This is a genomic window from Macrococcus sp. DPC7161 (assembly GCF_004117835.1).
Taxonomy (GTDB): Bacteria; Bacillota; Bacilli; order Staphylococcales; family Staphylococcaceae; genus SDSC01.
Map to the genome: position 1 here is coordinate 289,232 of NZ_SDSC01000001.1, position 24,749 is coordinate 313,980.

Consider the following 24,749-nt stretch of genomic DNA (forward strand, 5'->3'; position numbering starts at 1 on the left):
ACTTTGGAGGTAATTTTAATGGCTATTACAGCACAATTAGTTAAACAATTACGTGAAAGAACAGGCGCAGGTATGATGGACTGCAAAAAAGCATTAACTGAAACTAACGGAGACATCGATGCAGCAGTAGATTACTTACGTGAAAAAGGTATTGCTAAAGCAGCTAAAAAAGCTGACCGTATCGCAGCAGAAGGTACAACTTATGTTGCTTCAAACGGTAATGACGCAGTATTATTAGAATTAAACTCAGAAACTGACTTCGTTGCACGTAATGAAGGCTTCCAAGCTTTAGTTAAAGAAATGGCAGATCATATTTTATCAGTGAAACCAGCTGACATTGATGCGTTAATGGCTTCAACAATGGCTGACGGCAAAACTGTTGAAAATAAAATGAACGAAGCAATCTCAACAATTGGTGAAAAATTAACTTTACGTCGTTTTGTTGTAATTACTAAAACTGATAACGATGCTTTTGGTGAGTACTTACACATGGGCGGACGTATCGGTGTATTAGCTGTTGTTGAAGGTACAACTGATGCTGAAGCAGCTAAAGACGTTGCTATGCACATCGCAGCTTTAAATCCTAAATTCGTTTCTCGTGAACAAGTTTCTGCTGAAGAATTAGCTCACGAAAAAGAAATCTTAAAACAACAAGCATTAAATGAAGGTAAACCAGAAAACATCGTTGAAAAAATGGTTGAAGGTCGTTTACGTAAATATTTAGAAGAAATTTGTGCTGTTGATCAAGCGTTCGTTAAAAACCCTGATCAAACAATCGCAGAATTCTTAAAATCAAAAGGTGGTACTTTAGTATCATTCGTTCGTTATGAAGTTGGAGAAGGTATCGAAAAACGTCAAGATAACTTTGCTGACGAAGTAATGGGTCAAATCAAAGGTAACTAATTATTTTTTGAGGCAAGACATCAATGAATGTCTTGCCTCTTTTTTTATATCCTTTAGCATAAAAATGAAAAAAAGAGATTTTAGTCATTTAAATCTTTAAGTCAATAATGATTATTGGTATAATATTAGTAGTTTTGAACTGAAAACAGATTGAGAGGACGATATAAATGAATGATATGTCTAAATACAAACGTGTCGTATTAAAATTAAGTGGAGAAGCTTTAGCAGGTGAAACAGGCTTTGGTATTAATCCAAGTATCATTAAAAATATTGCGAAACAAGTAGCTGAAGTTGCAACAATGGATTGTGAAGTTGCAGTAATCGTTGGTGGCGGTAACATTTGGCGTGGAAAAACAGGTGCAGATTTAGGTATGGACCGAGGCACTGCTGATTACATGGGTATGTTAGCGACAGTAATGAACTCATTAGCGCTACAAGATTCACTTGAACAATTAGAAATAGAAACACGTGTATTAACATCTATTGATATGAAGCAAGTAGCAGAACCATACATTCGTCGTCGTGCAATCCGTCATTTAGAAAAAGGTCGTGTTGTTATCTTTGCAGCGGGTATTGGTAATCCATACTTCTCTACAGATACTACTGCAGCATTACGTGCAGCTGAAATTGAGGCAGATGTTATTTTAATGGGTAAAAATAATGTAGATGGTGTTTATTCAGCGGATCCGAAATTAGATCCTACAGCAAAAAAATACGAAACTTTAACATACATCCAAATGTTACAAGAAGGATTGCAAGTAATGGATTCTACAGCAAGTTCATTCTGTATGGACAATGATATTCCACTCGTGGTATTCTCAATTATGGAAGACGGCAATATTAAACGCGCAATTATGGGCGAAGAAATCGGTACTACAATTACTAAATAATTAATTTTCAAAATAATAATAAGTATTTAAGGAGTATATTATGACAACTGAAATTTTAAATGAATTAAAATCAAAAATGGACAAATCAATTGAAAGCTTACAACGTGAATTTGCAGCAATCCGTGCAGGTCATGCAAATAGTTCATTATTAGATCGCGTTTCTGTAAACTACTACGGTGCAGACACACCAGTTCAACAATTAGCAGGTATTTCTGTACCAGAACCAAGAATGTTAGTAGTAACACCTTATGATAAATCATCAATCGATGATATTTTAAAAGCAATTAACATGGCAAACTTAGGTGTAAACCCAACTTCAGATGGTACAGTAATCCGTATAACTGTGCCAGCATTAACAGAAGAACGCCGTAAAGAGTTAGTTAAAGAAGCGAAAAAAGAAGCTGAAAATTCAAAAGTTGCTATTCGAAACATCCGTCGTGATGCAAATGATGCATTGAAAAAAGCTGAGAAAAATGGCGAATTAACTGAAGATGATTTAAAATCATTCACAGAAGATGTACAAGACGAAACAAATAAATACATCAAAAAAATTGATGATTTAACGACTGAAAAAGAAAAAGATATTATGGAAGTTTAATATCAAGTTTAGAGGCTGGAACATTAGTGTTCCATGCCTTTTTTATTTTGCTTTTTTTCGCTTTTATACAGATGTGTCTAGAGTCTTATATACAATTATGATAGAATAATTAAATAATGTGCTCATTGGAGGATTTATGCGACATTTATTTAGATTTAAAAATAAAACTAGAAATCATTCAAACATTACTTCAAATGATTTGAATATAGATAAACAAAATATACCTGAACATATCGCGATTATTATGGATGGCAATGGAAGATGGGCGAAGCAAAGAAAAATGCCAAGAATTAAAGGTCATTATGAAGGTATGCAAACGGTTAAGAAAATTACGCGCCATGCTAGTGATTTAGGTGTTAAGTATTTAACGTTATATGCATTTTCAACAGAAAATTGGACACGTCCTACTGAAGAAGTCAATTATTTGATGAAATTACCTGGTGACTTTTTATCAACATTTTTACCAGAATTGATGGAAAAGAATGTGCGTGTTGAAACAATCGGATTTATTGATGCTTTACCAGAACATACACGAAAAGCTGTGCTTGAAGCAATTGAAAAAACAAAAAATAATACAGGCTTAACGTTAGTATTTGCATTAAATTATGGTGGTAAAAAGGAAATTGTTGCTGCTGTACAAATGATTGCTGACTTATATAAAGAAAACAAGGTTACATTAGATGATATTAACGAAACAACATTTAATGATTATTTGTTTACAAAAAATATTCCAGATCCAGAATTGTTGATTCGAACATCTGGGGAGCAGCGTTTAAGTAATTTCTTAATTTGGCAATCATCTTATAGTGAATTTGTGTTTGATGACACATTATGGCCAGATTTCAATGAAAATAATTTGGAACAAGCGATAAAAACATACCAAGAGCGACATCGTCGATTTGGTGGATTATAAGGAGTTTGTATGAAAACAAGAACAATCACTGCAATTATAGCAATGGCAATATTTTTACCGATTGTCATATTTGGTGGCATTCCATTACTCATTATGAGTTATTTGTTGGCCATTGTTGCGTTAAAAGAAGTTTTAAATATGAAAAATATAAAATTATATTCATTACCAGGTATATTTAGTACCATCGCATTATGTTTAATAATGTTACCTGAAAAAAATCAATTGATACCTATTGAATTTCAAGTGCCATGCTTAATCATGATGAGTTTGATTATGCTTAGTCACACCGTTGTCACTAAAAATCGATTTAACTTTGTCGACAATGCATTTTGTATGTTAGCAGTAGCTTATGTAGGTATTGGATTTATGTATTTTTATGAAACAAGAAGTGCTGAAAATGGATTGGTGTTTATTTTATTCGCACTTTTAGTCGTTTGGGTAACGGATACTGGAGCATATATCTTTGGTAGAATGTTTGGTAAAAATAAATTATGGCCTGAAATTTCACCTAACAAAACAATTGAAGGATTTGTAGGTGGTATATTATCAAGTACAGTGATTGCCATCATTTTCTCAATCAATTATACAATGCCAATTGGTATGTTACCTTTAATTTTAGTAACATGGGTATTTAGTATGTTCGGTCAATTAGGTGATTTAGTAGAATCAGCTTTAAAACGTCATTTTGATGTGAAGGATTCTGGAAATCTCTTACCAGGTCATGGTGGAATATTAGATCGTTTTGATTCATTTATCTTCGTATTACCTTTAATGAACATTTTATTAATCAGTTTCCAATAACTTATATTTGTCACTAATTACGTATTACTATAAAATAGAATTAAACATCAAATCATTCAAATGATATATTTGAATGATTTTTTTATATGAAATTTTTGGGCGTAGGTGACTTATGAAAAATATAGGAATTTTAGGAGCAAGTGGCTCTGTAGGAATGCAAGGTTTAGATGTGATTCGTGAACATAAGGATCAATATCGTTTAGTGAGTTTTTCAGTCGGCAATAATATTCAAGTAGCTAAAGATATTATTGAAGAGTTTCAACCAGAAATCGTTTCAGTAGGGTCAGAAAGTTTAAAAGACCAATTATCAGCAATTGTAACAGAACCGATAGAAATTGTTTACGGTGATGAAGGTTTAATTAAAATAGCTGGATACCATAAAAATGATATGTTACTTAATTCAATTTTAGGCAGTATAGGTTTGAAACCAACCATTCATGCAATTGAGCAAGGGATTGATATTGCACTTGCAAATAAAGAAACATTGGTTGTTGCGGGTGAAATCGTTATGAAAAAAGCAAAAGAACATGGTGTCAATATTTTACCAGTGGACTCTGAGCATTCAGCGATTTTCCAATGTTTAAATGGAGAAAACCATAAAAATATCGAAAAATTAATCATTACTGCAAGTGGCGGTTCATTTAGAAATAAAACAAGAAGTGAGCTTGAACATGTGACTTTAGAAGATGCATTAAACCATCCAAACTGGTCGATGGGCAAAAAAATCACAATAGATTCAGCGACAATGATGAATAAAGGGTTAGAAGTGATTGAAGCAAAGTGGTTATTTGATTTACCAATTGAAAAGATTGAAACAGTTTTACATCAAGAAAGTATCATTCATTCCATGGTTGAATTTAATGATACGAGTGTGATTGCACAACTTGGAACACCAGATATGCGTATGCCAATTCAATATGCATTTACTTATCCTGATCGACTACCAAGACAAGCTGAAAGATTAAATTTAGGTCAAATTGGTCAGTTGAATTTCAAACCAATGGATTATGAACGATTCAAATGTTTAAAATTTGCATATGACGCCATTAAAATTGGTGGTACAATGCCTGTTGTGATGAATGCTGTAAATGAAATTGCTGTAAGCATGTTCTTAAACGGTGAAATCTCATTTTTAGATATTGAGACATTGATTGAAAGAGAAATGAAGGCACATGAAGTGATTATGAATCCAGATTTGGATACAATACTCGCAGTAGATAAACAATATAAAGAAATGAAATACGAGGTGTAGTATGTTAGGATTTATCGCATTTATATTTGTTTTTGGTTTACTCGTAACGGTACATGAATTTGGACATTTGTTATTTGCAAAAAGAGCGGGTATCATGTGTCCAGAATTCGCGATTGGTATGGGACCAAAAATATTTTCATATAAAAAGAATGAAACCGTATATACAATTCGTTTACTCCCTGTAGGGGGTTATGTCATGATGGCCGGTAGTGGTATGGAACAAAATCCACTAACTGAAGGTATGACGGTACAAATTAAAACGAATGAAAATAATGAAGTGACACATGTCATTTTAGATGAGCAACATCAGTTTAGACAAATCGAACAAATTGAAGTGAAGTCTAGTGACTTTGAAGACGAATTGTATATTGAAGGGGTAAATCAGTATACACAAGAATTGGTACGTTTACCTGTTGCGCGTGAAGCGTATTTTGTTCGTGATGGCGATTTAATCCAAATCGCACCCCATGACCGTCAATTCAAAAATAAAAAACCTCTACCGAAATTTTTAGCATTATTTGCAGGACCATTATTTAACTTTATATTGGCGTTAGTGTTGTTTATTATTTATGCATTTATGACAGGTGTCCCAACGAATACTGTTGATCAAGTACAAAAAGGATTACCTGCATATAAAGCGGGAATTCAATCAGGGGATAAGATTGTAAAAATTGGTGATACAAAGATTACAGAATATAAACAAATTTCACCGATTATTACTAAAAATAAAGATAAAGCAATCGATGTCACTGTAGAACGTGATGGTAAAGAAAAAACGTTTAATATTAAACCAGAATATAAACAGCAAGTAGTAAACAAGCAAAAAGTAGATACTTATATTATTGGTTTTCAAGCGAAGAAGGAATCTTCTGTAATATCAGCACTTGAAAATGGTGTACTTTATACAATTAATGGTGCAAAAGTCATTTTCTCATTACTTGGTATTATGTTTGCTTCAATTTTTAACGGAAGCTTCTCGTTTGATATGTTAAATGGTCCGGTTGGTATTTATAAAAATACTGAAAAAGTTGCAGCGATGGGGTTTGAAACTTTGATAGGCTACACTGCGATGTTATCTGTCAATTTAGGGATTATGAACTTATTACCGATTCCTGCACTGGATGGTGGTAGAATTTTATTCGTCATTTATGAAGCAATTTTCAGAAGACCGGTGAATAAAAAAGCAGAAGTTGTGATTATTGCTGCAGGTGCGATTTTCGTATTTTTCATTATGATTATGGTCACTTGGAACGATATTATGAGATATTTCTTTTAAAATTTTAAAAATGCCATGAGCCAAATCAGTGCTTATGGCATTTTTAATGCATTTAATAGTTTTATTCAGTACGAATTTATATTATGATGATAATAATCAATATTTTTTAGGAGGCAGCTATGAAACAAAGTAAAATGTTTATTCCAACTTTACGTGAAGTTCCAAATGATGCTGAAAGTAAAAGTCATCAATTATTATTAAAAGCAGGTATGATCAAACAAGTAGCAAGTGGGATGTACAGTTATTTACCCATTGCAAAACGTGTTTTAAATAAAATTGAGGCAATTGTTCGTGAAGAAATGGAAGCGATTGATGGTATTGAAATTTTAATGCCAGTATTACAGCCTTCTGAATTATGGATGGAATCAGGTCGTTGGCAAAGTTATGGTGCAGAGTTGATGCGTATGACGGATCGTCATGGACGTGAATTCGCATTAGGACCAACTCATGAAGAAATCATTACTTCTTTAGTGAGAGATGAATTAAAGTCTTATAAGAAATTACCAATTACATTATTCCAAATTCAAAATAAATTCCGTGATGAAAAGCGTCCTCGTTTTGGTTTGTTACGTGGTCGTGAATTCATTATGAAAGATGCTTATAGTTTCCATGCAACAGAAGAAAGTTTAGATAAAACATATCAAGATATGTATCAAGCTTATACAAATATCTTTAACCGTGTAGGGTTATTATTCAGACCTGTTATCGCAGATAGTGGTGCTATTGGTGGTAGTCATACACATGAATTTATGGCACTTGCTGAGATTGGTGAAGATACAATTTGTTATACAGACGGATCAGACTATGCTGCTAATATTGAAAAAGCAGAAGTAGTATACCATGCGAAGCCTGAGCATACTGAGGAAAAAGCGTTAGAAAAAGTACATACGCCTGGCGTAAAAACTGCGCAAGCATTAGCGGATTTCTTAGGGAAACGTTTAGATGAAATTGTAAAATCTATGATTGTTAAAGTTGATGATCAATATGTTATGTTTTTAATTCGTGGTCATCATGAATTAAACGATGTAAAAGTAAAAGCTTACTTTGGTACTGAATTTGTGGAAATGGCAACTCAAGATGAGATTGTTGCAATTCTTGGTGCTAACCCAGGTTCATTAGGTCCAGTGGGTGTTGATAAGATTGAAATTTATGCCGATAACAGTGTACAAGATTTAAACAATCTAGCTGTTGGGGCAAATGAAGATGAATACCATTATATCAATGCAAATATTGCTCGTGACTTTAATGTTAAAGCATTTGGTGATTTTAGATTTATTTTAGAAGGTGAATTAGCAGCGGATGGTCATCCAGTTAAATTTGCTGAAGGTATTGAAGTCGGACAAGTTTTCAAATTAGGTACTAAGTATTCTGAATCGATGAATGCAACATTCTTAAATGATCAAGGCCGTGCAGAGCCGATGATTATGGGTTGTTATGGTATCGGTGTGAGCCGTACATTGTCAGCTGTTATTGAACAACATCATGATGATAAAGGTATCATTTGGCCAACTTCGATTACACCATATGATGTACATGTAATATCAGTAAATCCTAAACAAGAAGCACAACAAGCATTAGCGGATCAATTATATACTGAATTGAAAGCAAACTATGATGTTTTATATGATGATCGTAATGAACGTGCAGGTGTTAAATTTAATGATGCTGACTTAATTGGTATCCCAGTACGTGTCGTTGTAGGTAAACAAGCAGCAGAAGGTATTGTGGAAGTTAAAAATCGCAAAACTGGTGAATCATTTGAAGTATCGGTTGATGCCATCGAAGAAAAAATCAAATCGATTTATGCAACGCTTTAAAAATAATTTGTTATAATAATGCTAAGATTAAGAATAAGTAATACGCATTTGCGTATTACTTTTTCATGTTTAAAGGTGGAAAAATATGACCATTTCAGCAAATGAAAAATTTAAAATACTACTCAAACAATTGGAAATCACCAATTTATTTGAAATAGATGATATCGACGCTGCGGCATTAACAAAAATTGATGTGTCTAGAGAAGAACGTAAATGGCATTTTTATTTTTCTTTTAAAAACTATTTGCCTTATCCTATGTTTCAATTGCTTCAAACGAAGTTTCATGAACATTTTGATCAAATCGCTCGAGTTTCATTTGAAATCAAGGTTACACATAAAGATGATGGTGATTTTACAGAAGTCATTCGAGAATATATCCCTTATGCGATAGATCAAACGAAAATGAGTCCAAACTTAAAACGCCAATTAAAAGATAAAAAAGTGACATTTTCAAATGATGTTATGAAATTTCATGTGCTTACAGAGGTTGAGCAAAGACATTTTTCCAAAAATTGTAATGGTACGCTAATCGAAGTATTTAAGCAGTGCGGCTTTAATATATCAAATACAATCTTTGATATTTCAAATGAAGATCATGATCGAGAACTTGCATCGCTTGCTCAACATATTGAACAAGAAGATCAAACAAATAGAACGCAACTTGCAGAAAAAATGGTAGAAATTGAAAAATCTCGTTCAGAAGAAATTGTGAATGAAGTATCAAGTTGTCAAATCGGTAAAGAAATTCAAGTTGAATCATTAAGACCAATAGAGTCTATCATTGAAGAAGAGTATAAAGTGGCTGTTGAAGGTGTTATTTTTGATGTTGAGATTAAGGAATTAAAAAGTAAACGTCATATCCTTCAAGTTAAAATAACGGATTATACAGATTCATTAATCATTAAAATGTTTACAAGACCAGGTAAAGACTTTTTAGAGCATTTTAAAGCATTAAAGCCAGGTAAATGGATTCGTTGCCAAGGTAAAATTGAACAAGATACCTTTATTAGAGATTTAGTCATGATGGCTAATGACATTCACGAAGTGAAAAAACAGGAAAAACAAGATACTGCTGAAGAAAAGCGTGTTGAATTTCATTTACATACTGCAATGAGTCAAATGGATGGTGTCTCCCATATTTCAAAATATGTTGACCAAGCTGCTAAATGGGGTCATAAAGCCATTGCAATTACAGACCATAATGGGGCACAAGGTTTTCCAGATGCTTATAGTGCTGCCAAAAAAGCAGGCATCAAAATGATTTATGGTATGGAAGGCATGCTTGTAGATGATGGCGTACCTATTGCATACAAACCTCAATCAATCGATTTAAAGTCAGCAACTTATGTAGTATTTGACGTTGAAACGACCGGTTTAAGTTCACAATACGATAAAATCATTGAATTAGCAGCAGTTAAAGTTAAAGATGGAGAAATCATTGATAAGTTTGAGCGTTTCTCAAATCCTGGAGAACGATTGAATGAAACCATCAAAAATTTAACTAAAATTACGGATGATATGCTAGTAGACGCACCACCCATTGAAGAAGTATTAAATGATTTTAGAGATTTTGTAGGTGATGCGATTTATGTTGCACATAACGCAAGTTTTGATATGGGCTTCATTGATACAGGATTCGAACGTTTAGGATATGGTGCTACAAAAAATGCTGTTATCGATACGTTAGAACTATCAAGAACCATCAATACTGATCTCGGAAAACACGGTTTAAACTTTTTAGCGAAAAAATATGGCATTGAATTGACACAACACCATAGAGCGATTTATGATGCTGAGACAACTGCACATATTTTTATTAAAATGTTGAAACAACTTGAAGATTTAAATGTACATCAACATGATGAAATCGATGTAAAATTATCTAATCAAGATGCATATAAACGTGCTAGACCAATGCATGTGACACTGATTGTGCAAAATCAAACAGGATTAAAAAACTTATTTAAGATCATTTCAGAGTCTTTAGTACATTATTTTTATCGAACTGCTCGTATTCCAAGAAGTTTATTAGATAAGCATCGTGAAGGTATATTAGTAGGTAGTGCATGTGATAATGGTGAAGTATTTACAGCAGTAATGCAAAAAGACCAAGAAGAAGTTGAGAAAATTGCACAATATTATGATTTTATTGAAGTCCAACCTAAAGCATTGTATCAACATTTATTAGATCGTGATTTAATTCGTGATCAAGCAACATTAGAAGAAATATATGATCGCTTAATTCAAGTTGGAGATAAACTTGGTAAGTTGGTTGTTGCAACTGGTAATGTACATTACTTACATGAACACGAACATATTGCACGTGATATATTAATTGCATCAAATCCAGGGAATCCATTAAATCGACAAACATTACCGAAAGCTCATTTTAGAACGACAAATGAAATGTTAGATGCTTTTCATTTCTTAGGTGAAGAAAAAGCAAAAGAGATTGTAGTAACGAATACGAATAAATTGGCAGATATGATTGAAGAAGTGAAGCCGATTCGAGATGAATTGTATACGCCTAAAATTGAAGGTGCTAATGAAGAAATTCGAGAGATGAGTTATAATAATGCCAAAAAGTTATACGGTGAAGATTTACCACAAATCGTTATTGATCGATTAGAAAAGGAACTTGCCAGTATTATCGGAAACGGATTTGCTGTTATTTATTTGATTTCGCATAAATTGGTTAAAAAATCACTTGATGATGGTTACTTAGTTGGTAGTCGTGGTTCAGTTGGATCAAGCTTTGTAGCGACAATGACTGAAATTACAGAAGTAAATCCACTGCCTCCACATTATATTTGTCCAAAATGTAAATCTAGCCATTTCTTTGAAGATGGAAGTGTGGCCAGTGGATTTGACTTACCGGACAAAAATTGTCCAACATGTGATGTACCTTATATTAAAGAAGGACAAGATATTCCATTTGAAACGTTCTTAGGGTTTAAAGGGGATAAAGTACCCGATATTGACTTGAACTTTAGTGGCGAATACCAGCCACATGCACATAATTACACGAAGGAATTGTTCGGTGAAGATTATGTATATCGTGCTGGAACTATTGGTACAGTAGCCGAAAAAACGGCATTCGGTTACGTAAAAGGCTATATGAATGATAATGGCATTCATAAACGAAGTGCAGAAGTGGATCGATTAGTAAAATCATGTACTGGGGTTAAACGTACAACAGGGCAACACCCGGGTGGTATTATTGTTGTGCCCGATTATATGGACATTTATGATTTTACACCGATTCAATATCCTGCTGACCAACAAGATTCGGCATGGCGAACAACACATTTTGATTTCCATTCTATTCATGACAATGTATTGAAACTCGATATATTAGGGCACGATGATCCAACGATGATTCGTATGTTACAAGATTTATCAGGCATGGATCCTAAAACAATTCCAGTCGATGATAAAGAAACGATGAAAATTTTCTCTGGACCAGAATCTTTAGGCGTTACTGAAGAAGATATATTATGTAAAACAGGAACGTTAGGTGTACCTGAGTTTGGTACAGGATTTGTAAGACAAATGCTTGAAGATACTAAACCATCTAGTTTTAGTGAATTGGTACAAATTTCTGGGTTATCACACGGTACTGATGTATGGCTAGGGAATGCACAAGAACTCATTAAAGCAGGAACGTGTGATTTATCAAGTGTTATTGGTTGTCGTGATGATATTATGGTGTATTTGATGTATGCAGGACTTGAACCATCACTTGCATTTAAAATTATGGAATCTGTTCGTAAAGGTAAAGGATTATCTGAAGAATTTGAAGATGCGATGCGCGCAAATAAAGTACCAGAATGGTATTTGGATTCATGTAAAAAAATCAAATACATGTTCCCGAAAGCCCACGCCGCAGCTTACGTGTTAATGGCAGTTCGTATAGCATACTTTAAAGTGCACCATCCACTATACTATTATGCAAGTTACTTTACAGTGCGTGCCTCAGATTTTGATTTATTAACAATGATTAAAGATAAACATTCCATTAAAGCTACTGTTAAAGATTATTATGCAAGATATCACGACCTTGCGAAAAAAGAAAAAGATGTCTTAACAGTTTTAGAAATTGCAAACGAAATGGCACAGCGTGGATTTAAAATGCAGCCGATTTCTTTAGAAAAAAGTACGGCTTTTGAGTTCTTAATTGAAGGGGATACATTAATTCCTCCATTTATCGCAGTGCCTGGACTTGGTGAAAACGTTGCGAAACGAATTGTAGCGGCTCGAGAAGAAGGACCATTTTTATCTAAAGAAGAGTTGAATAAAAAAGCTGGAGTTTCTCAAAAGATTATTGATTATTTAGATGAGATGGGCAGTTTAAATGGCATGCCAGACAAAGCACAGTTATCCATTTTCGATTTATAAAGAGAATCATTTGTCGCAATTATTAATTTGTGCTATAATGAATGTGCTTAAAAAAATACTCTACAGACGAAAAGAGTGGGATTTCCCGCTCTTTTCTTATTGTAAGCTTGGGAGGATTATATGAGTAAAATAACAGAACAAGTTGAAGGCATTGTTAGTCCAATTGTTGAAAGCTTAGGATTTGAACTCGTAGATGTTGAGTACGTTAAAGAAGGCCCTGATTATTATTTGCGCATTGCGATTGATAAACCAGATGGTATTGATATTGCAGATTGTGCATTAGCGAGCGAAAAAATTTCAGAAGTAATGGATAAAAACGATCCAATTACGGATGCCTATTTCTTAGATGTATCTTCACCAGGTGCTGAACGCCCACTTAAGAAAGAAAAGGATTACGAACAAGCTATTAATGAAAATATTTATGTTAAATTGTATGAACCTTTAGAAGGGGATAAAGAATGGATTGGCATTTTAAAGGCATATGATGAACAAAACATTACCATTGAAGCAAAAATTAAAACAAGAACAAAAACATTTGATATACCACGCACGAAAATCGCTAAAATTAGACGTGCCGTTGTATTATAATTGGAGGTCATTATGAAAAAGAATAATGAATTATTAAATGCAATTGATTATATTGAAAAAGAAAAGTCAATTCCAAGAGAAGTATTAATTGAAACAATCGAAGCAGCATTAATTACTGCGTATAAAAAGAACTACAATTCAGCGACAAATGTACGTGTTGAATTAAATATGGACAATGGAACTTATCGTGTATTCTCTCGTAAAGATGTTGTAGAAGAAGTAATGAATCCACGTGAAGAAGTAAGTTTAGAAACAGCTTTATTATCTAACCCTGCATATGAAATTGGCGATATTTATGAAGAAGATGTTACGCCAAAAGACTTTGGCCGTGTTTCAGCACAAGCAGCAAAACAAGCGGTAATGCAGCGCTTACGTGATGCAGAACGTGGTATCTTATACAATGAATTCATTGATAAAGAAGACGATATTATGACTGGTATTATTGACCGTGTAGACCATCGTTACGTTTATGTGACTTTAGGCAAAACTGAAGCGGTATTATCTGAAGCAGAAAGAAGTCCTAACGAAGTTTATCGTCCAACTGAACGCATTAAAGTGTATGTCAATAAAGTTGAACAAACAACAAAAGGACCACAAATTTTTGTTTCACGTAGTCATCCAGGTCTTTTAAAGCGTTTATTTGAACAAGAAGTACCTGAAATTTTTGATGGGACTGTTGTTGTGAAATCTGTTGCACGTGAAGCGGGTGACCGTTCAAAAATCAGTGTTTATGCAGAAAATCCTGATATTGATGCAGTAGGTGCATGTGTTGGTACTAAAGGTTCACGTGTTGAAGCTGTCGTTGAAGAATTGGGTGGCGAAAAGATTGATATCGTTGAATGGAGTGCAGATACAAAAACATTTGTAAAGAATGCATTAAGTCCATCACAAGTAATCGATGTATTAGTTGATGAAGAAAATCAAGCGACAACAGTGATTGTTCCGGATTATCAATTATCATTAGCGATTGGTAAAAAAGGTCAAAATGCACGTCTTGCTGCAAAATTAACAGGCTGGAAAATTGATATCAAATCAGAAACTGATGCTAAAGAAGCTGGTATTTACCCAGTAGAATAGAGGTGTTTTATGAAAACAAAGAAAATACCTATGCGAAAATGCATTTTAACTAATGAAATGTATCCCAAAAAAGAACTCTTACGTGTTGTTAAAACGAAAGAGGGCGAAATTTTTGTTGACCCAACTGGTAAACAAAATGGTCGTGGTGCTTACGTTGTGATGCAATTAGAAATTGTTGAAGCGGCAAGAAAAAAGAAAAAATTAGAGCAATTCTTTGAATCTAATACAGAAACTATGAATCCAATTTATGATGAAATCATTCGATTGATTTATAGAGAAATGATACCAAAACGATGAACCAAACAGATCAAGTACTTAATTTATTAGGGTTGGCAATGAGAGCTAGAAAAATTGCAACTGGTGAAGAGTTGGTCATTAGTGAAATTAGAAGAAAACATGCGAAATTAGTGATTATATCTAATGATGCATCAGAAAATACAAAAAAAACAATCATGAATAAATGTAATAGCTACGGTGTACCGTGTGTCGAGTTTGAATCAAGATACATGTTAGGGTATGCGATAGGTAAAGCTGAGCGTGTATCGATAGCCATATTAGACGGAGGCTTTGCAAAAAAAATGCAAACATTGATTCATGAATTGAAAGGATGAGTCTATGAGTAAGAAAAGAATATATGAATATGCCAAAGAGGTAAATGTTAAAAGTAAAGAAATTATTGATACGTTAAAAGCAATGAATATTGAAGTATCAAATCATATGCAAGCTTTAGAAGACAATGAAATTAAAACATTAGATCAAAAGTTTAAAAAAGAAGCACCTAAAAAAGAGCAAAAGCCTGCGAATGCTCAAAACAAACCACAAAATCAAAATAACAATCAAAATAAACAAAACAATCAACAATCGAATAAAAATAATAATAACCAAAACAAACAAAACAACCAAGGCAATTCAAACAACCAAGGTAATTCAAACAACCAATCAAAATCGAACAATCAAGGTAATTCAAATAATCAAAACAATCAAAACAAACCAAAAAATAATCAACGTAATAACAACTTCCGTCCAGGGAATAACAATAAACCTGGAACTGGTGGCCCTAAAAAGAAACAAAAAGGTAAACAAAAACCAACGCCACCACCAGCACCAGTTGTTAAAGAAACACCTTCAAAAATTACTTATGAAGAAGGCATTACTGTTGGTGAATTAGCTGAAAAATTAAACAAAGATGCATCAGAAATCGTGAAAAACTTATTCATGGTTGGTATTATGGCAAACATTAACCAAGCATTAAATGAAGATGCAATTGAATTAATTTGTTCAGAATATGGTGTTGAAGCTGAATTAGAAGTAGTTGTAGATGTAACTGATCTTGAAACATATTTTGAAGATGTAGATGCTGATGAAAATGATATCATTGAGCGCCCACCAGTTGTAACTATTATGGGTCACGTTGACCATGGTAAAACAACATTATTAGACTCTATCCGTAATACACGTGTGACTGCTGGAGAAGCTGGTGGTATCACACAACATATTGGTGCATACCAAGTAGAATACAATGGAAAGAAAATTTCATTCCTAGATACACCTGGACATGCTGCGTTTACAACAATGCGTGCACGTGGTGCACAAGTAACGGATATTACAATCTTGGTTGTTGCTGCGGATGATGGTGTAATGCCACAAACGATTGAAGCGATTAACCATGCGAAAGCAGCAGAAGTGCCAATTATTGTTGCTGTTAATAAAATTGATAAACCAACAGCGAATCCTGATCGTGTAATGCAAGAATTAGGTGAGCATGGATTATACCCTGAAGATTGGGGCGGAGATACAATCTTCGTTCAATTATCAGCGATTAAAGGCGAAGGTATTGAAGATTTACTAGAAATGATTTTACTTGTAACAGAAGTAGAAGAATTAAAAGCAAATCCAAAACGTACAGCCATTGGTACTGTAATTGAAGCGGAATTAGATAAATCTCGTGGACCAGCGGCTTCATTATTAATTCAAGACGGTACGTTAGAAATCGGTGATTCATTAGTTGTAGGTAACACATTCGGACGTGTGCGTGCAATGGTGAACGATTTAGGTAAACGTATTAAAACAGCTGGACCATCAACACCAGTTGAAATTACAGGATTACAAGATGTACCTTTAGCAGGTGACAGATTTGTTGTATTTAAAGATGAGAAACAAGCACGCCGTATTGGTGAAGCACGTCAACAACAAAATATCTTAGCACAGCGTTCAGAATCACAAAAAGTTTCATTAGACAATTTATTTGAACAAATGAAACAAGGTGAAATGAAAGATTTAAACGTTATCATTAAAGGTGATGTACAAGGTTCAGTTGAAGCATTAGCAGCATCATTAATGAAAATCGATGTAGAAGGCGTAAATGTAAGAATCATTCATACAGCAGTAGGTGCAATCAATGAATCAGACGTTACATTAGCATCAGCATCAAATGGTATCATTATCGGATTTAACGTACGACCAGATGCAAATGCGAAACGTGCAGCAGAAGCAGAAAAAGTAGACATGCGTTTACACCGTATTATCTATAAAGTTATCGAAGAAATTGAAAGTGCGATGAAAGGGATGCTAGATCCTGAGTTTGAAGAACAAGTTATCGGTCAAGCTGAAGTTCGTCAAACAATCAATATCTCTAAAGTTGGTACAGTAGCAGGTTCATATGTAACTGATGGTAAAATTACGCGTGACTCACAAGTACGTATCATTCGTGATGGAATCGTTGTTTATGAAGGTGCAGTAGATGCATTAAAACGTTTCAAAGACGATGTTAAAGAAGTATCAGCAGGTTACGAATGTGGTATCACAATCGAAAACTTCAATGATGTAAAAGAAGGCGACATCTTTGAAGCATTTGTAATGGTTGAGATTAAACGATAATTAAACAATCAATCAAAGTGAAAGATTAGTGATTATTTGATTAATATATAAAATAAAACCCATAGTATTGATATAACATTATCAATACTATGGGTTTTTGTGTATCGAGATTTATATTATAAGCTTTTCAATTTTTCTTTTACAAATTCTAAATATTCATTTGGAATGATATCGAAATCTGGTTCTTCAGAGATCAATAGTAAATCTTCAAGAAATTCTTTGTTCTTAAACTCAGTTAATTCTAATGCTTTCCAATAATGATAAAATGCATATTCATAAGCATACTCATAATAGTTAAAATGAAAGTGAAAAATACAGGCAGCCATTTCATGTAAATTTACTGTATTTTTATGATTTGCATATGTGGAAATGATAAAAGCATAATCCACTTTTTTGATATCATTAAACATAAAATACCCAAATAGTTCAATATCTTCTTTAATAACTTTTTCTTTAATTTCATCTGGCAATTGATTCAGTAATAAATTTTGTACATTCATATTATTTTCCCCATATTTACTTTGCTTTACTTTCTTTATTGTTATTCTCCATAAACCATTTTGTTCCGATTAAATTACATATATTAATGAGGGCAAATACAATGAATAAATTAAAAAATGAATAATTAAGTGGAAGGTTTTCTTGCATTAATAAGTAACCAAATGTGATGAGACAATATACTGTAATCAATAATTTACAGATTAATACATATTTTTTATTCATCATTATCACTGCTTTCTTTTATATCATCTTGTGATTTGATTTTTTAGTTACAAAAAGAGGATCATCTGATCCTCTTTAAATTAGTCAAACATTTCAGTATCTAAGTCGATAAAGTATTGAATGGTTGCATTTGTTATTAAATTCATAAGGCTTTGTTCTTCGTTGAAGTATTCTTGTGTTTCTTCAGATGAGCAAGGGTATTTATCATTTTCGTTTATGATTAATATTCTGATATAATTTTTGATGTCCAATTCAAGAATTGAATGATAAGTAAAATTATTTTCATCTTTGTATGCTAATAATTTTTCTAATGTTAATGTATTTTCTATACTCGTATGGTTGGCTTTGTTTACATTATATATTAGTTCTCTTACAAATCGTACACTTGCATAAAACACTGTATGTAGATGCTTTTTTACTTCATTGAATTCGAAGTAATGCCAATCTTTTTTTTCAAAATGATCTTTTATTGAAGCTGTAAAATCATTTTCTAATTGTAGTACTGTCATTTTCGTTAACTCCTTTCTTTTTTATTTTTTATATTCATTTTATTATTTTAATTTGATAAAAATATTGATTTTGTGGGATTTTTTAATATTTAATAAAACTTATATTTTAGTTATAATATGCTGTACATAATGTAGTTTAATACATAAGTCCGTTAAAGTGAAGAATATATGAAAGAATTCAGATTATTTTAAGGTAAAATTAAGGTTCTATTAAGGTTAAGGTATAAATATTCTAAATTGCGTATTTATATTAATTTAATGGTGTTAATCTATTGCTGCAATTTTTGGAAAATTGATATGGAACTGCGAATTAACTATAGTTAATTAATATGAAGTTTAAATACTTTTTATCTGCGTATTGTATGTTTTTACATCGAGGTTGTTAAATGAAATAATTTGTGAATTATATCACTATTATAAATAGTGTAAATTAACATCTTTATTAAGGTAGGATTAAGATAACAATGACATGAGCGGTGTTATAATTTAGGTGTTATGAAATGATAATAATAATTTGGAGTGATTAAGATGAAAAAAAGTTTAGCAGTTGTTGCAACTTCAGCAATTTTATTTGCAGGGTTAGGTTCGGTTGATGCGAATGCGCAATCAACATATTCTAAAAAGGTTACAAAGAGTACAGTAAAAAATATTGATCAAAATTCAGCTTACTACTATTACAATGGCTATTTCAAACCTAATAGTAAATTGTTATTAGACAAAGATTTTATTAAAGCTGTTTTAAATGACAATGTTTCTTTCAATGGCTTTGAATTAAGTAAAAATCGTATGTTAGATGGCTCACGTGCGGATAAAGTTGTTAAAGTGAAAGATATTGAACTTGGTTTAGAAACTGTTTCTAAATCAACAATTCGAGTAATTAAATTACCAGTTGAAAAGAAAACAATTAAATTTTCAACGTTTAAGAAAAAACATACAGGTCTTAAATTAAATGGTATCGATACTTTGAATAAATCAACAAAAGTTTATAAATATGAAACTAAAAATAACGGTGCAATGTTTGTGACTGTTGTTTCAGGTTATATTTCTGAAATTACTTTATTTTAATTTAGGTTTGATTGACTAATTTTCACCTAGTACGTATAATAAAACAGCAATTAGGGTATATTAACATCGAGGTGATATTTATGAGTTTAAGAAGTGAACGTGTTGGTGAACAACTTAAGAAAGAGTTGTCTGAAATCATCAATCAAAAATTAAAAAATCCTAACATCGGTTTTGTAACAGTGACTGAAGTAGAGGTAACTGGAGATTTATCTATTGCGAGTGTATATATTACGGTTTTAGGTGAAGAACGAGATCGTAAAAAATCACTTGAAGCATTAGAAAAGTCAAAAGGCTTTATGAAGTCAGAAATTGCTAAACGTATGGATTTACGTATCGTACCAGAATTAAAATTTGTTTATGATGAATCTGTAGATTACGGTAATAAAATTGAACGTATGATTGCTGAGTTAAATAAAGATAAATAATGGTATAATAAACACTGAATCTTGTATTCAGTGTTTTTTGTTTTTAATCAATTAAAAATCTAATTTATTATTAAATTGTTCTATTTGAAATAATATATATAATGATATGCAGTTTTATTGGAGGTTATTATGGAAGGTATTATTCCAGTAAATAAACCACGTGGCATGACGAGTCATGATGTGGTTTTTAAATTAAGAAAAATTTTTAAAACTAAAAAAATTGGGCATACTGGTACACTTGATCCAGAGGTGGATGGTGTGTTACCGATTTGTGTTGGTAAAGCGACCCGTGTTGCGGATTATGTGATGAATAGTGGTAAAACCTATATCGCTGAAGTGACTTTAGGTGTGCAAACAACGACTGAAGATGCTCATGGTGAAGTCGTTCAAAAAGTGCCAGTATTAAAAGATGCGTTTAATGAAGCAATTATTGATGAGGTATTATTGCAATTAACGGGTGTTATTGATCAAACACCGCCTATGTATTCTGCTGTTAAAGTGAATGGTAGAAAGTTATATGAGTATGCGAGAAATGGTGAAACGATTGAGCGCCCGAGTAGAAAAGTAGAAATTTATGAGATTCGTCGATTAAGTGATGTCACTTTCGTTGATGAGGTATGTAAATTTAAAATCGAAGTTTCATGTGGTAAAGGGACTTATATTAGAACTCTAGCGACTCAAATTGCTGATGCCTTAGGGACAATTGGTCATATGTCTGATCTAACGCGTATTGCTTCTGGTGGTTTTAAAGTTGAAGAAAGCTACACGTTAGAGACATTACAAAATACAGAATATGAAGCGTTAGCTGAATTGTTGTTACCGATTGAACATGGATTACAGCACTTACCTCGTGTTGAAGTGGATGAAAATATCGCTCAAAAAATATTGTGGGGCCAAAAATTAAAGCAAATGAGCCCTAAAATTGAAGAAGAAACTGCAATGTTTTACAATGATAAAGTATTGGCCATCTATATGCCGGATGAAAAGCATCCAGGATTAATCAAGGCCCGAAAAGTATTTAATTAAAACTCATAAGTGAGGTTAACAATGAAAACGATAATTATGAAACAGCCGCTAGAAATGTGTTACGATCATGAACCGATTGCATTAGCTGTCGGTTTCTTTGACGGTTTGCATTTAGGTCATCAAAAAGTCATTCAAAAAATGATAGAAGTTGCAGAAAAAAAAGGACTTAAAAAAGCAGTAATGACTTTTGATCCTCATCCATCAGTTGTTTTAAATCCGGAAATGAAAAGAACAGATTATTTAACACCGATGCAAGAAAAGAAATTTATCTTAGAAAACATGGGCATTGATTATTTATTTGTAGTGCCTTTTACATCAACATTTGCTCAAATGGAAGAAAAAGCTTTTATTCAAGATTACTTTACTAAAAACCATGTTAAAGAAGTAATTGCAGGGTTTGATTTTACATATGGCAAGTTTGGTAAAGGTAATATGTTAAAGTTAGAAGCGGACAAAGATGGATTTAATGTGACTACTGTTGATAAATGTGCTTTAGATAATGAAAAGATTTCTACTACTTTGATTCGTGAACAATTGACGCAAGGTGAGATTGAAAAGGCTAATAAGCAATTAGGAAGACCATATAAAATTGTTGGTTTAGTTGTACAAGGTGAGAAAAGAGGACGAACGATTGGTTTTCCTACAGCCAATGTTGCACCAAATGAACTCTATGTATTTCCTAAATTGGGTGTTTACGCAGTAACATTAAAGCGTGAAAATGGACACATTTATAAAGGCGTTTGTAATATTGGAGTGAAACCTACATTTCATGATCCTTCAAAGAGTCAAGTATCTATTGAAGTAAATATTTTTGATTTCAATGAATCGATATACGGTGAAACGGTTGAAGTGTATTGGCATGCATTTTTAAGACCTGAACAGAAATTTAATGGTATCGATGCATTGATTTCACAAATAAAAGCGGATAAAGCATCTGCAATTGAAATATTACAAAATATTCATTAGAAATCATTGATTAAATTTTGAAACATGGTATACTATTTGAGTACCTTTCCTTGGTATCGAGACACTCCGACTCATACTCAGGTTATGGTGTAAATTAAATTATAGGAGGCTATTTAATTATGGCAATTACTCAAGAACGTAAAAACGAAATCATCGCACAATACCGCGTACACGAAACAGATACAGGATCTCCTGAAGTACAAATCGCTGTTTTAACTGCAGAAATCAATGCATTAAACGAGCACTTACGTACTCACAAAAAAGATCACCATTCTCGTCGTGGTTTATTAAAAATGGTAGGTCGTCGTAAAAACTTATTAACTTACTTACGTGAAAACGATGTTCAACGTTACCGTGAATTAATTAAATCTTTAGGATTACGTCGTTAATTCTATTTAATCGAAAGGAATATTCCTTTCGATTTTTTTATGCAAACAACAAGCTGTGTGGTATAGTTAAACTATATGTTTATTTAAGAGAGGGGATATTTTAATGTCTCAGGAAAAAAAAGTATTTAAAACAGAATGGGCTGGTCGTGAATTAATTATTGAAACTGGCCAATTAGCAAAACAAGCAAATGGAGCAGTACTTGTAAGATATGGTGATACAGTAGTATTATCAACAGCTACAGCTTCTAAAGAGCCACGCGATGTTGACTTTTTCCCATTAATGGTGAATTACGAAGAAAAATTATATGCTGCTGGTAAAATTCCAGGTGGCTTTAATAAACGTGAAGGACGTCCAGGCGAAGATGCAACGTTAACGTCACGTTTAATTGACCGTCCAATTCGTCCTTTATTCCCTAAAGGATATCGTCATGATGTTCAAGTCATTTCTATTGTAATGAGTGTAGATCCAAACAACTCACCTGAAATGGCAGCAATGATTGGTTCATCGATGGCATTATCGGTTTCTGATATCCCATTTGAAGGTCCAATTGCTGGTGTTAATGTAGGTTTAGTTGATGGTGAGTTAATCATTAACCCAAACATTGAGCAACGTGAAAAATCATTACTTGATTTACAAGTTGCTGGACATAAAGATGCTGTAAACATGGTTGAAGCGGGTGCTAAAGAAGTACCTGAAGATAAAATGTTAGAAGCAATTATGTTTGGTCATGCTGAAATTAAGAAATTAGTTGCTTTCCAACAAGAAATTATTGATACATTACAACCTGTTAAATCTGAGTTTGTACCAGTACAACCGAATGAAGAAGTAGAATCTAAAGTTGAAGCATTAGCTACTGAATTAGAATTATCAAAAGCCATTCAAACACAAGAAAAAGTAGCACGTGAAGAAAATATCACGGCAGTAAAAGTAAAAGTAATTGAAGCTTTTGAAGGCGAAGATGAAGAAATCATTGCAATTGTTAATAAAAAGTTTGATGCTTTAATTAAAGAAGAAGTGCGTCGTTTAATTACAGAAGAAAAAGTACGTCCAGATGGTCGTCGTCCTGAAGAAATTCGTCCATTATCTTCTGAAGTTGGTCTTTTACCACGTGCACACGGTTCTGGTTTATTTACACGTGGTCAAACACAAGCATTTTCTATTGCAACTTTAGGTGCATTAGGAGAGCATCAAATCATTGATGGTTTAGGTGTTGAAGAACAAAAACGTTATATGCATCATTACAATTTCCCGAACTTCTCAGTAGGTGAAACAGGTCCAATCCGTGCCCCAGGTCGACGTGAAATTGGTCATGGTGCTTTAGGTGAACGTGCATTATTACAAGTGATTCCTGATGAAAAAGAATTCCCGTACACAATTCGTGTAGTATCAGAAGTATTAGAATCAAATGGTTCAAGTTCACAAGCTTCTATTTGTGGATCTACTCTAGCATTAATGGATGCAGGTGTACCGATCAAAGCACCTGTTGCTGGTATCGCAATGGGATTAGTGACGAAAGATGAACACTATACAATTTTATCTGATATTCAAGGTATGGAAGATGCATTAGGAGATATGGACTTTAAAGTTGCAGGTACTAAAGAAGGTATTACTGCAATTCAAATGGACATTAAAATTGATGGTTTATCTGAAGATATTTTACGTGAAGCGTTAGAACAAGCAAGAGTTGGGCGCTTACACATTATGGAACACATGATGTCTACAATTTCTGAGCCACGTCAATCATTAAGTCCTTATGCACCTAAAATCGAAATTATTCATATCAATCCTGATAAAATTCGTGATGTTATTGGACCTGGTGGTAAAAAGATTAACGAAATCATAGATGCTACGGGTGTAAAATTAGACATCGAACAAGATGGTACTGTATTTATCGGTTCTAGTGATGAAGAGATGATTAAAGAGGCAAAACGCTTAATTGAAAATATCGTACGTGAAGCTGAAGTAGGACAAATTTATATGTCTACAGTGAAGCGTATTGAGAAATTTGGTGCTTTTGTTGAAATCTTCCCAGGTAAAGACGCATTAGTACATATTTCACAATTAGCGAAAGAACGTGTTAATAAAGTTGAAGATGTTGTAAAAATGGGCGATCAATTCTTAGTTAAAGTTACTGAAATTGATAAACAAGGTCGCGTGAATGCTTCTCGAAAAGTATTATTAGAAGAAAAAACTGAAGAAAAAAATTAATGATATAACGATTTTTTTAAGGTGTGTGACGTTGTTGCACACCTTT

22 protein-coding genes are annotated in these 24,749 nt (G+C 33.0%); 20 read left to right on the forward strand and 2 right to left on the reverse strand.

What is annotated here, in order from left to right:
* The first annotated feature begins 18 nt into the window (after positions 1 to 18).
* The 14 genes from tsf (at position 19) to infB (ending at position 17,391) form a co-directional block, all read left to right on the forward strand.
* Positions 19 to 903: a translation elongation factor Ts gene (tsf, locus tag ER639_RS01350; protein ID WP_129063952.1), complete on the forward strand. Its 885-nt coding sequence runs from the start codon at positions 19 to 21 to the stop codon at positions 901 to 903.
* Positions 904 to 1,070: 167 nt separating this feature from the next.
* On the forward strand, positions 1,071 to 1,793 hold the full coding sequence (gene pyrH / locus ER639_RS01355; RefSeq protein ID WP_129063953.1) for a UMP kinase: 723 nt from the start codon (positions 1,071 to 1,073) through the stop codon (positions 1,791 to 1,793).
* 40 nt (positions 1,794 to 1,833) lie between these two features.
* Complete coding sequence (gene frr, locus ER639_RS01360) at positions 1,834 to 2,391, forward strand: ribosome recycling factor (protein WP_129063954.1); 558 nt, start codon at positions 1,834 to 1,836, stop codon at positions 2,389 to 2,391.
* 136 nt (positions 2,392 to 2,527) lie between these two features.
* Entirely contained in the window at positions 2,528 to 3,304 is a 777-nt protein-coding gene (locus tag ER639_RS01365; protein WP_129063955.1) for an undecaprenyl pyrophosphate synthase, read from the forward strand.
* A gap of 9 nt (positions 3,305 to 3,313) precedes the next feature.
* On the forward strand, positions 3,314 to 4,105 hold the full coding sequence (locus ER639_RS01370; RefSeq protein ID WP_129063956.1) for a phosphatidate cytidylyltransferase: 792 nt from the start codon (positions 3,314 to 3,316) through the stop codon (positions 4,103 to 4,105).
* Positions 4,106 to 4,217: 112 nt separating this feature from the next.
* Entirely contained in the window at positions 4,218 to 5,357 is a 1,140-nt protein-coding gene (locus tag ER639_RS01375) for a 1-deoxy-D-xylulose-5-phosphate reductoisomerase (RefSeq protein ID WP_129063957.1), read from the forward strand.
* A gap of 1 nt (position 5,358) precedes the next feature.
* Positions 5,359 to 6,633, forward strand: a complete 1,275-nt coding sequence (gene rseP / locus ER639_RS01380; protein ID WP_129063958.1) for an RIP metalloprotease RseP — start codon at positions 5,359 to 5,361, stop codon at positions 6,631 to 6,633.
* A 119-nt stretch (positions 6,634 to 6,752) separates the two neighbouring features.
* A complete protein-coding gene (locus ER639_RS01385) occupies positions 6,753 to 8,450 on the forward strand; it encodes a proline--tRNA ligase (RefSeq protein WP_129063959.1) in 1,698 nt (565 codons plus the stop codon).
* Between the two features lie 85 nt (positions 8,451 to 8,535).
* Complete coding sequence (locus tag ER639_RS01390) at positions 8,536 to 12,849, forward strand: PolC-type DNA polymerase III (RefSeq protein ID WP_240663970.1); 4,314 nt, start codon at positions 8,536 to 8,538, stop codon at positions 12,847 to 12,849.
* A gap of 120 nt (positions 12,850 to 12,969) precedes the next feature.
* Positions 12,970 to 13,437 (forward strand): ribosome maturation factor RimP, encoded by a 468-nt coding sequence (rimP, locus tag ER639_RS01395; RefSeq protein ID WP_129063960.1) that lies wholly within the window; start codon positions 12,970 to 12,972, stop codon positions 13,435 to 13,437.
* A 12-nt stretch (positions 13,438 to 13,449) separates the two neighbouring features.
* Positions 13,450 to 14,514: a transcription termination factor NusA gene (gene nusA, locus ER639_RS01400; protein WP_129063961.1), complete on the forward strand. Its 1,065-nt coding sequence runs from the start codon at positions 13,450 to 13,452 to the stop codon at positions 14,512 to 14,514.
* A gap of 9 nt (positions 14,515 to 14,523) precedes the next feature.
* Positions 14,524 to 14,811, forward strand: coding sequence for an RNase P modulator RnpM (gene rnpM, locus ER639_RS01405; RefSeq protein WP_129063962.1), 288 nt, complete (start codon positions 14,524 to 14,526; stop codon positions 14,809 to 14,811).
* Positions 14,808 to 15,125 (forward strand): YlxQ family RNA-binding protein, encoded by a 318-nt coding sequence (locus ER639_RS01410; protein ID WP_129063963.1) that lies wholly within the window; start codon positions 14,808 to 14,810, stop codon positions 15,123 to 15,125. Before rnpM ends, ER639_RS01410 begins: the two co-directional genes overlap by 4 nt.
* Before the next feature lie 4 nt (positions 15,126 to 15,129).
* A complete protein-coding gene (infB, locus tag ER639_RS01415; RefSeq protein WP_129063964.1) occupies positions 15,130 to 17,391 on the forward strand; it encodes a translation initiation factor IF-2 in 2,262 nt (753 codons plus the stop codon).
* Between the two features lie 116 nt (positions 17,392 to 17,507).
* On the opposite strand, the gene ER639_RS01420 is transcribed toward infB, so the two are convergent.
* Positions 17,508 to 17,891 carry a hypothetical protein gene (locus ER639_RS01420; protein ID WP_129063965.1) on the reverse strand — a complete coding sequence of 128 codons (384 nt, stop codon included), beginning with the start codon at positions 17,889 to 17,891 and terminating at the stop codon, positions 17,508 to 17,510.
* 303 nt (positions 17,892 to 18,194) lie between these two features.
* Entirely contained in the window at positions 18,195 to 18,623 is a 429-nt protein-coding gene (locus tag ER639_RS01425; RefSeq protein ID WP_129063966.1) for a hypothetical protein, read from the reverse strand.
* 528 nt (positions 18,624 to 19,151) lie between these two features.
* Here ER639_RS01425 and isaB point away from each other — a divergent pair.
* The 6 genes from isaB (at position 19,152) to pnp (ending at position 24,703) form a co-directional block, all read left to right on the forward strand.
* Complete coding sequence (gene isaB / locus ER639_RS01430; RefSeq protein ID WP_129063967.1) at positions 19,152 to 19,688, forward strand: immunodominant staphylococcal antigen IsaB family protein; 537 nt, start codon at positions 19,152 to 19,154, stop codon at positions 19,686 to 19,688.
* A gap of 80 nt (positions 19,689 to 19,768) precedes the next feature.
* A complete protein-coding gene (gene rbfA / locus ER639_RS01435) occupies positions 19,769 to 20,113 on the forward strand; it encodes a 30S ribosome-binding factor RbfA (RefSeq protein ID WP_129063968.1) in 345 nt (114 codons plus the stop codon).
* Positions 20,114 to 20,239: 126 nt separating this feature from the next.
* Positions 20,240 to 21,139 (forward strand): tRNA pseudouridine(55) synthase TruB, encoded by a 900-nt coding sequence (truB, locus tag ER639_RS01440; protein ID WP_164993347.1) that lies wholly within the window; start codon positions 20,240 to 20,242, stop codon positions 21,137 to 21,139.
* A gap of 21 nt (positions 21,140 to 21,160) precedes the next feature.
* On the forward strand, positions 21,161 to 22,105 hold the full coding sequence (locus ER639_RS01445; RefSeq protein WP_129063970.1) for a bifunctional riboflavin kinase/FAD synthetase: 945 nt from the start codon (positions 21,161 to 21,163) through the stop codon (positions 22,103 to 22,105).
* A 119-nt stretch (positions 22,106 to 22,224) separates the two neighbouring features.
* Positions 22,225 to 22,494: a 30S ribosomal protein S15 gene (gene rpsO, locus ER639_RS01450; protein ID WP_096076678.1), complete on the forward strand. Its 270-nt coding sequence runs from the start codon at positions 22,225 to 22,227 to the stop codon at positions 22,492 to 22,494.
* 103 nt (positions 22,495 to 22,597) lie between these two features.
* Positions 22,598 to 24,703 carry a polyribonucleotide nucleotidyltransferase gene (gene pnp, locus ER639_RS01455; RefSeq protein WP_129063971.1) on the forward strand — a complete coding sequence of 702 codons (2,106 nt, stop codon included), beginning with the start codon at positions 22,598 to 22,600 and terminating at the stop codon, positions 24,701 to 24,703.
* The last annotated feature ends 46 nt before the right edge of the window (positions 24,704 to 24,749 follow it).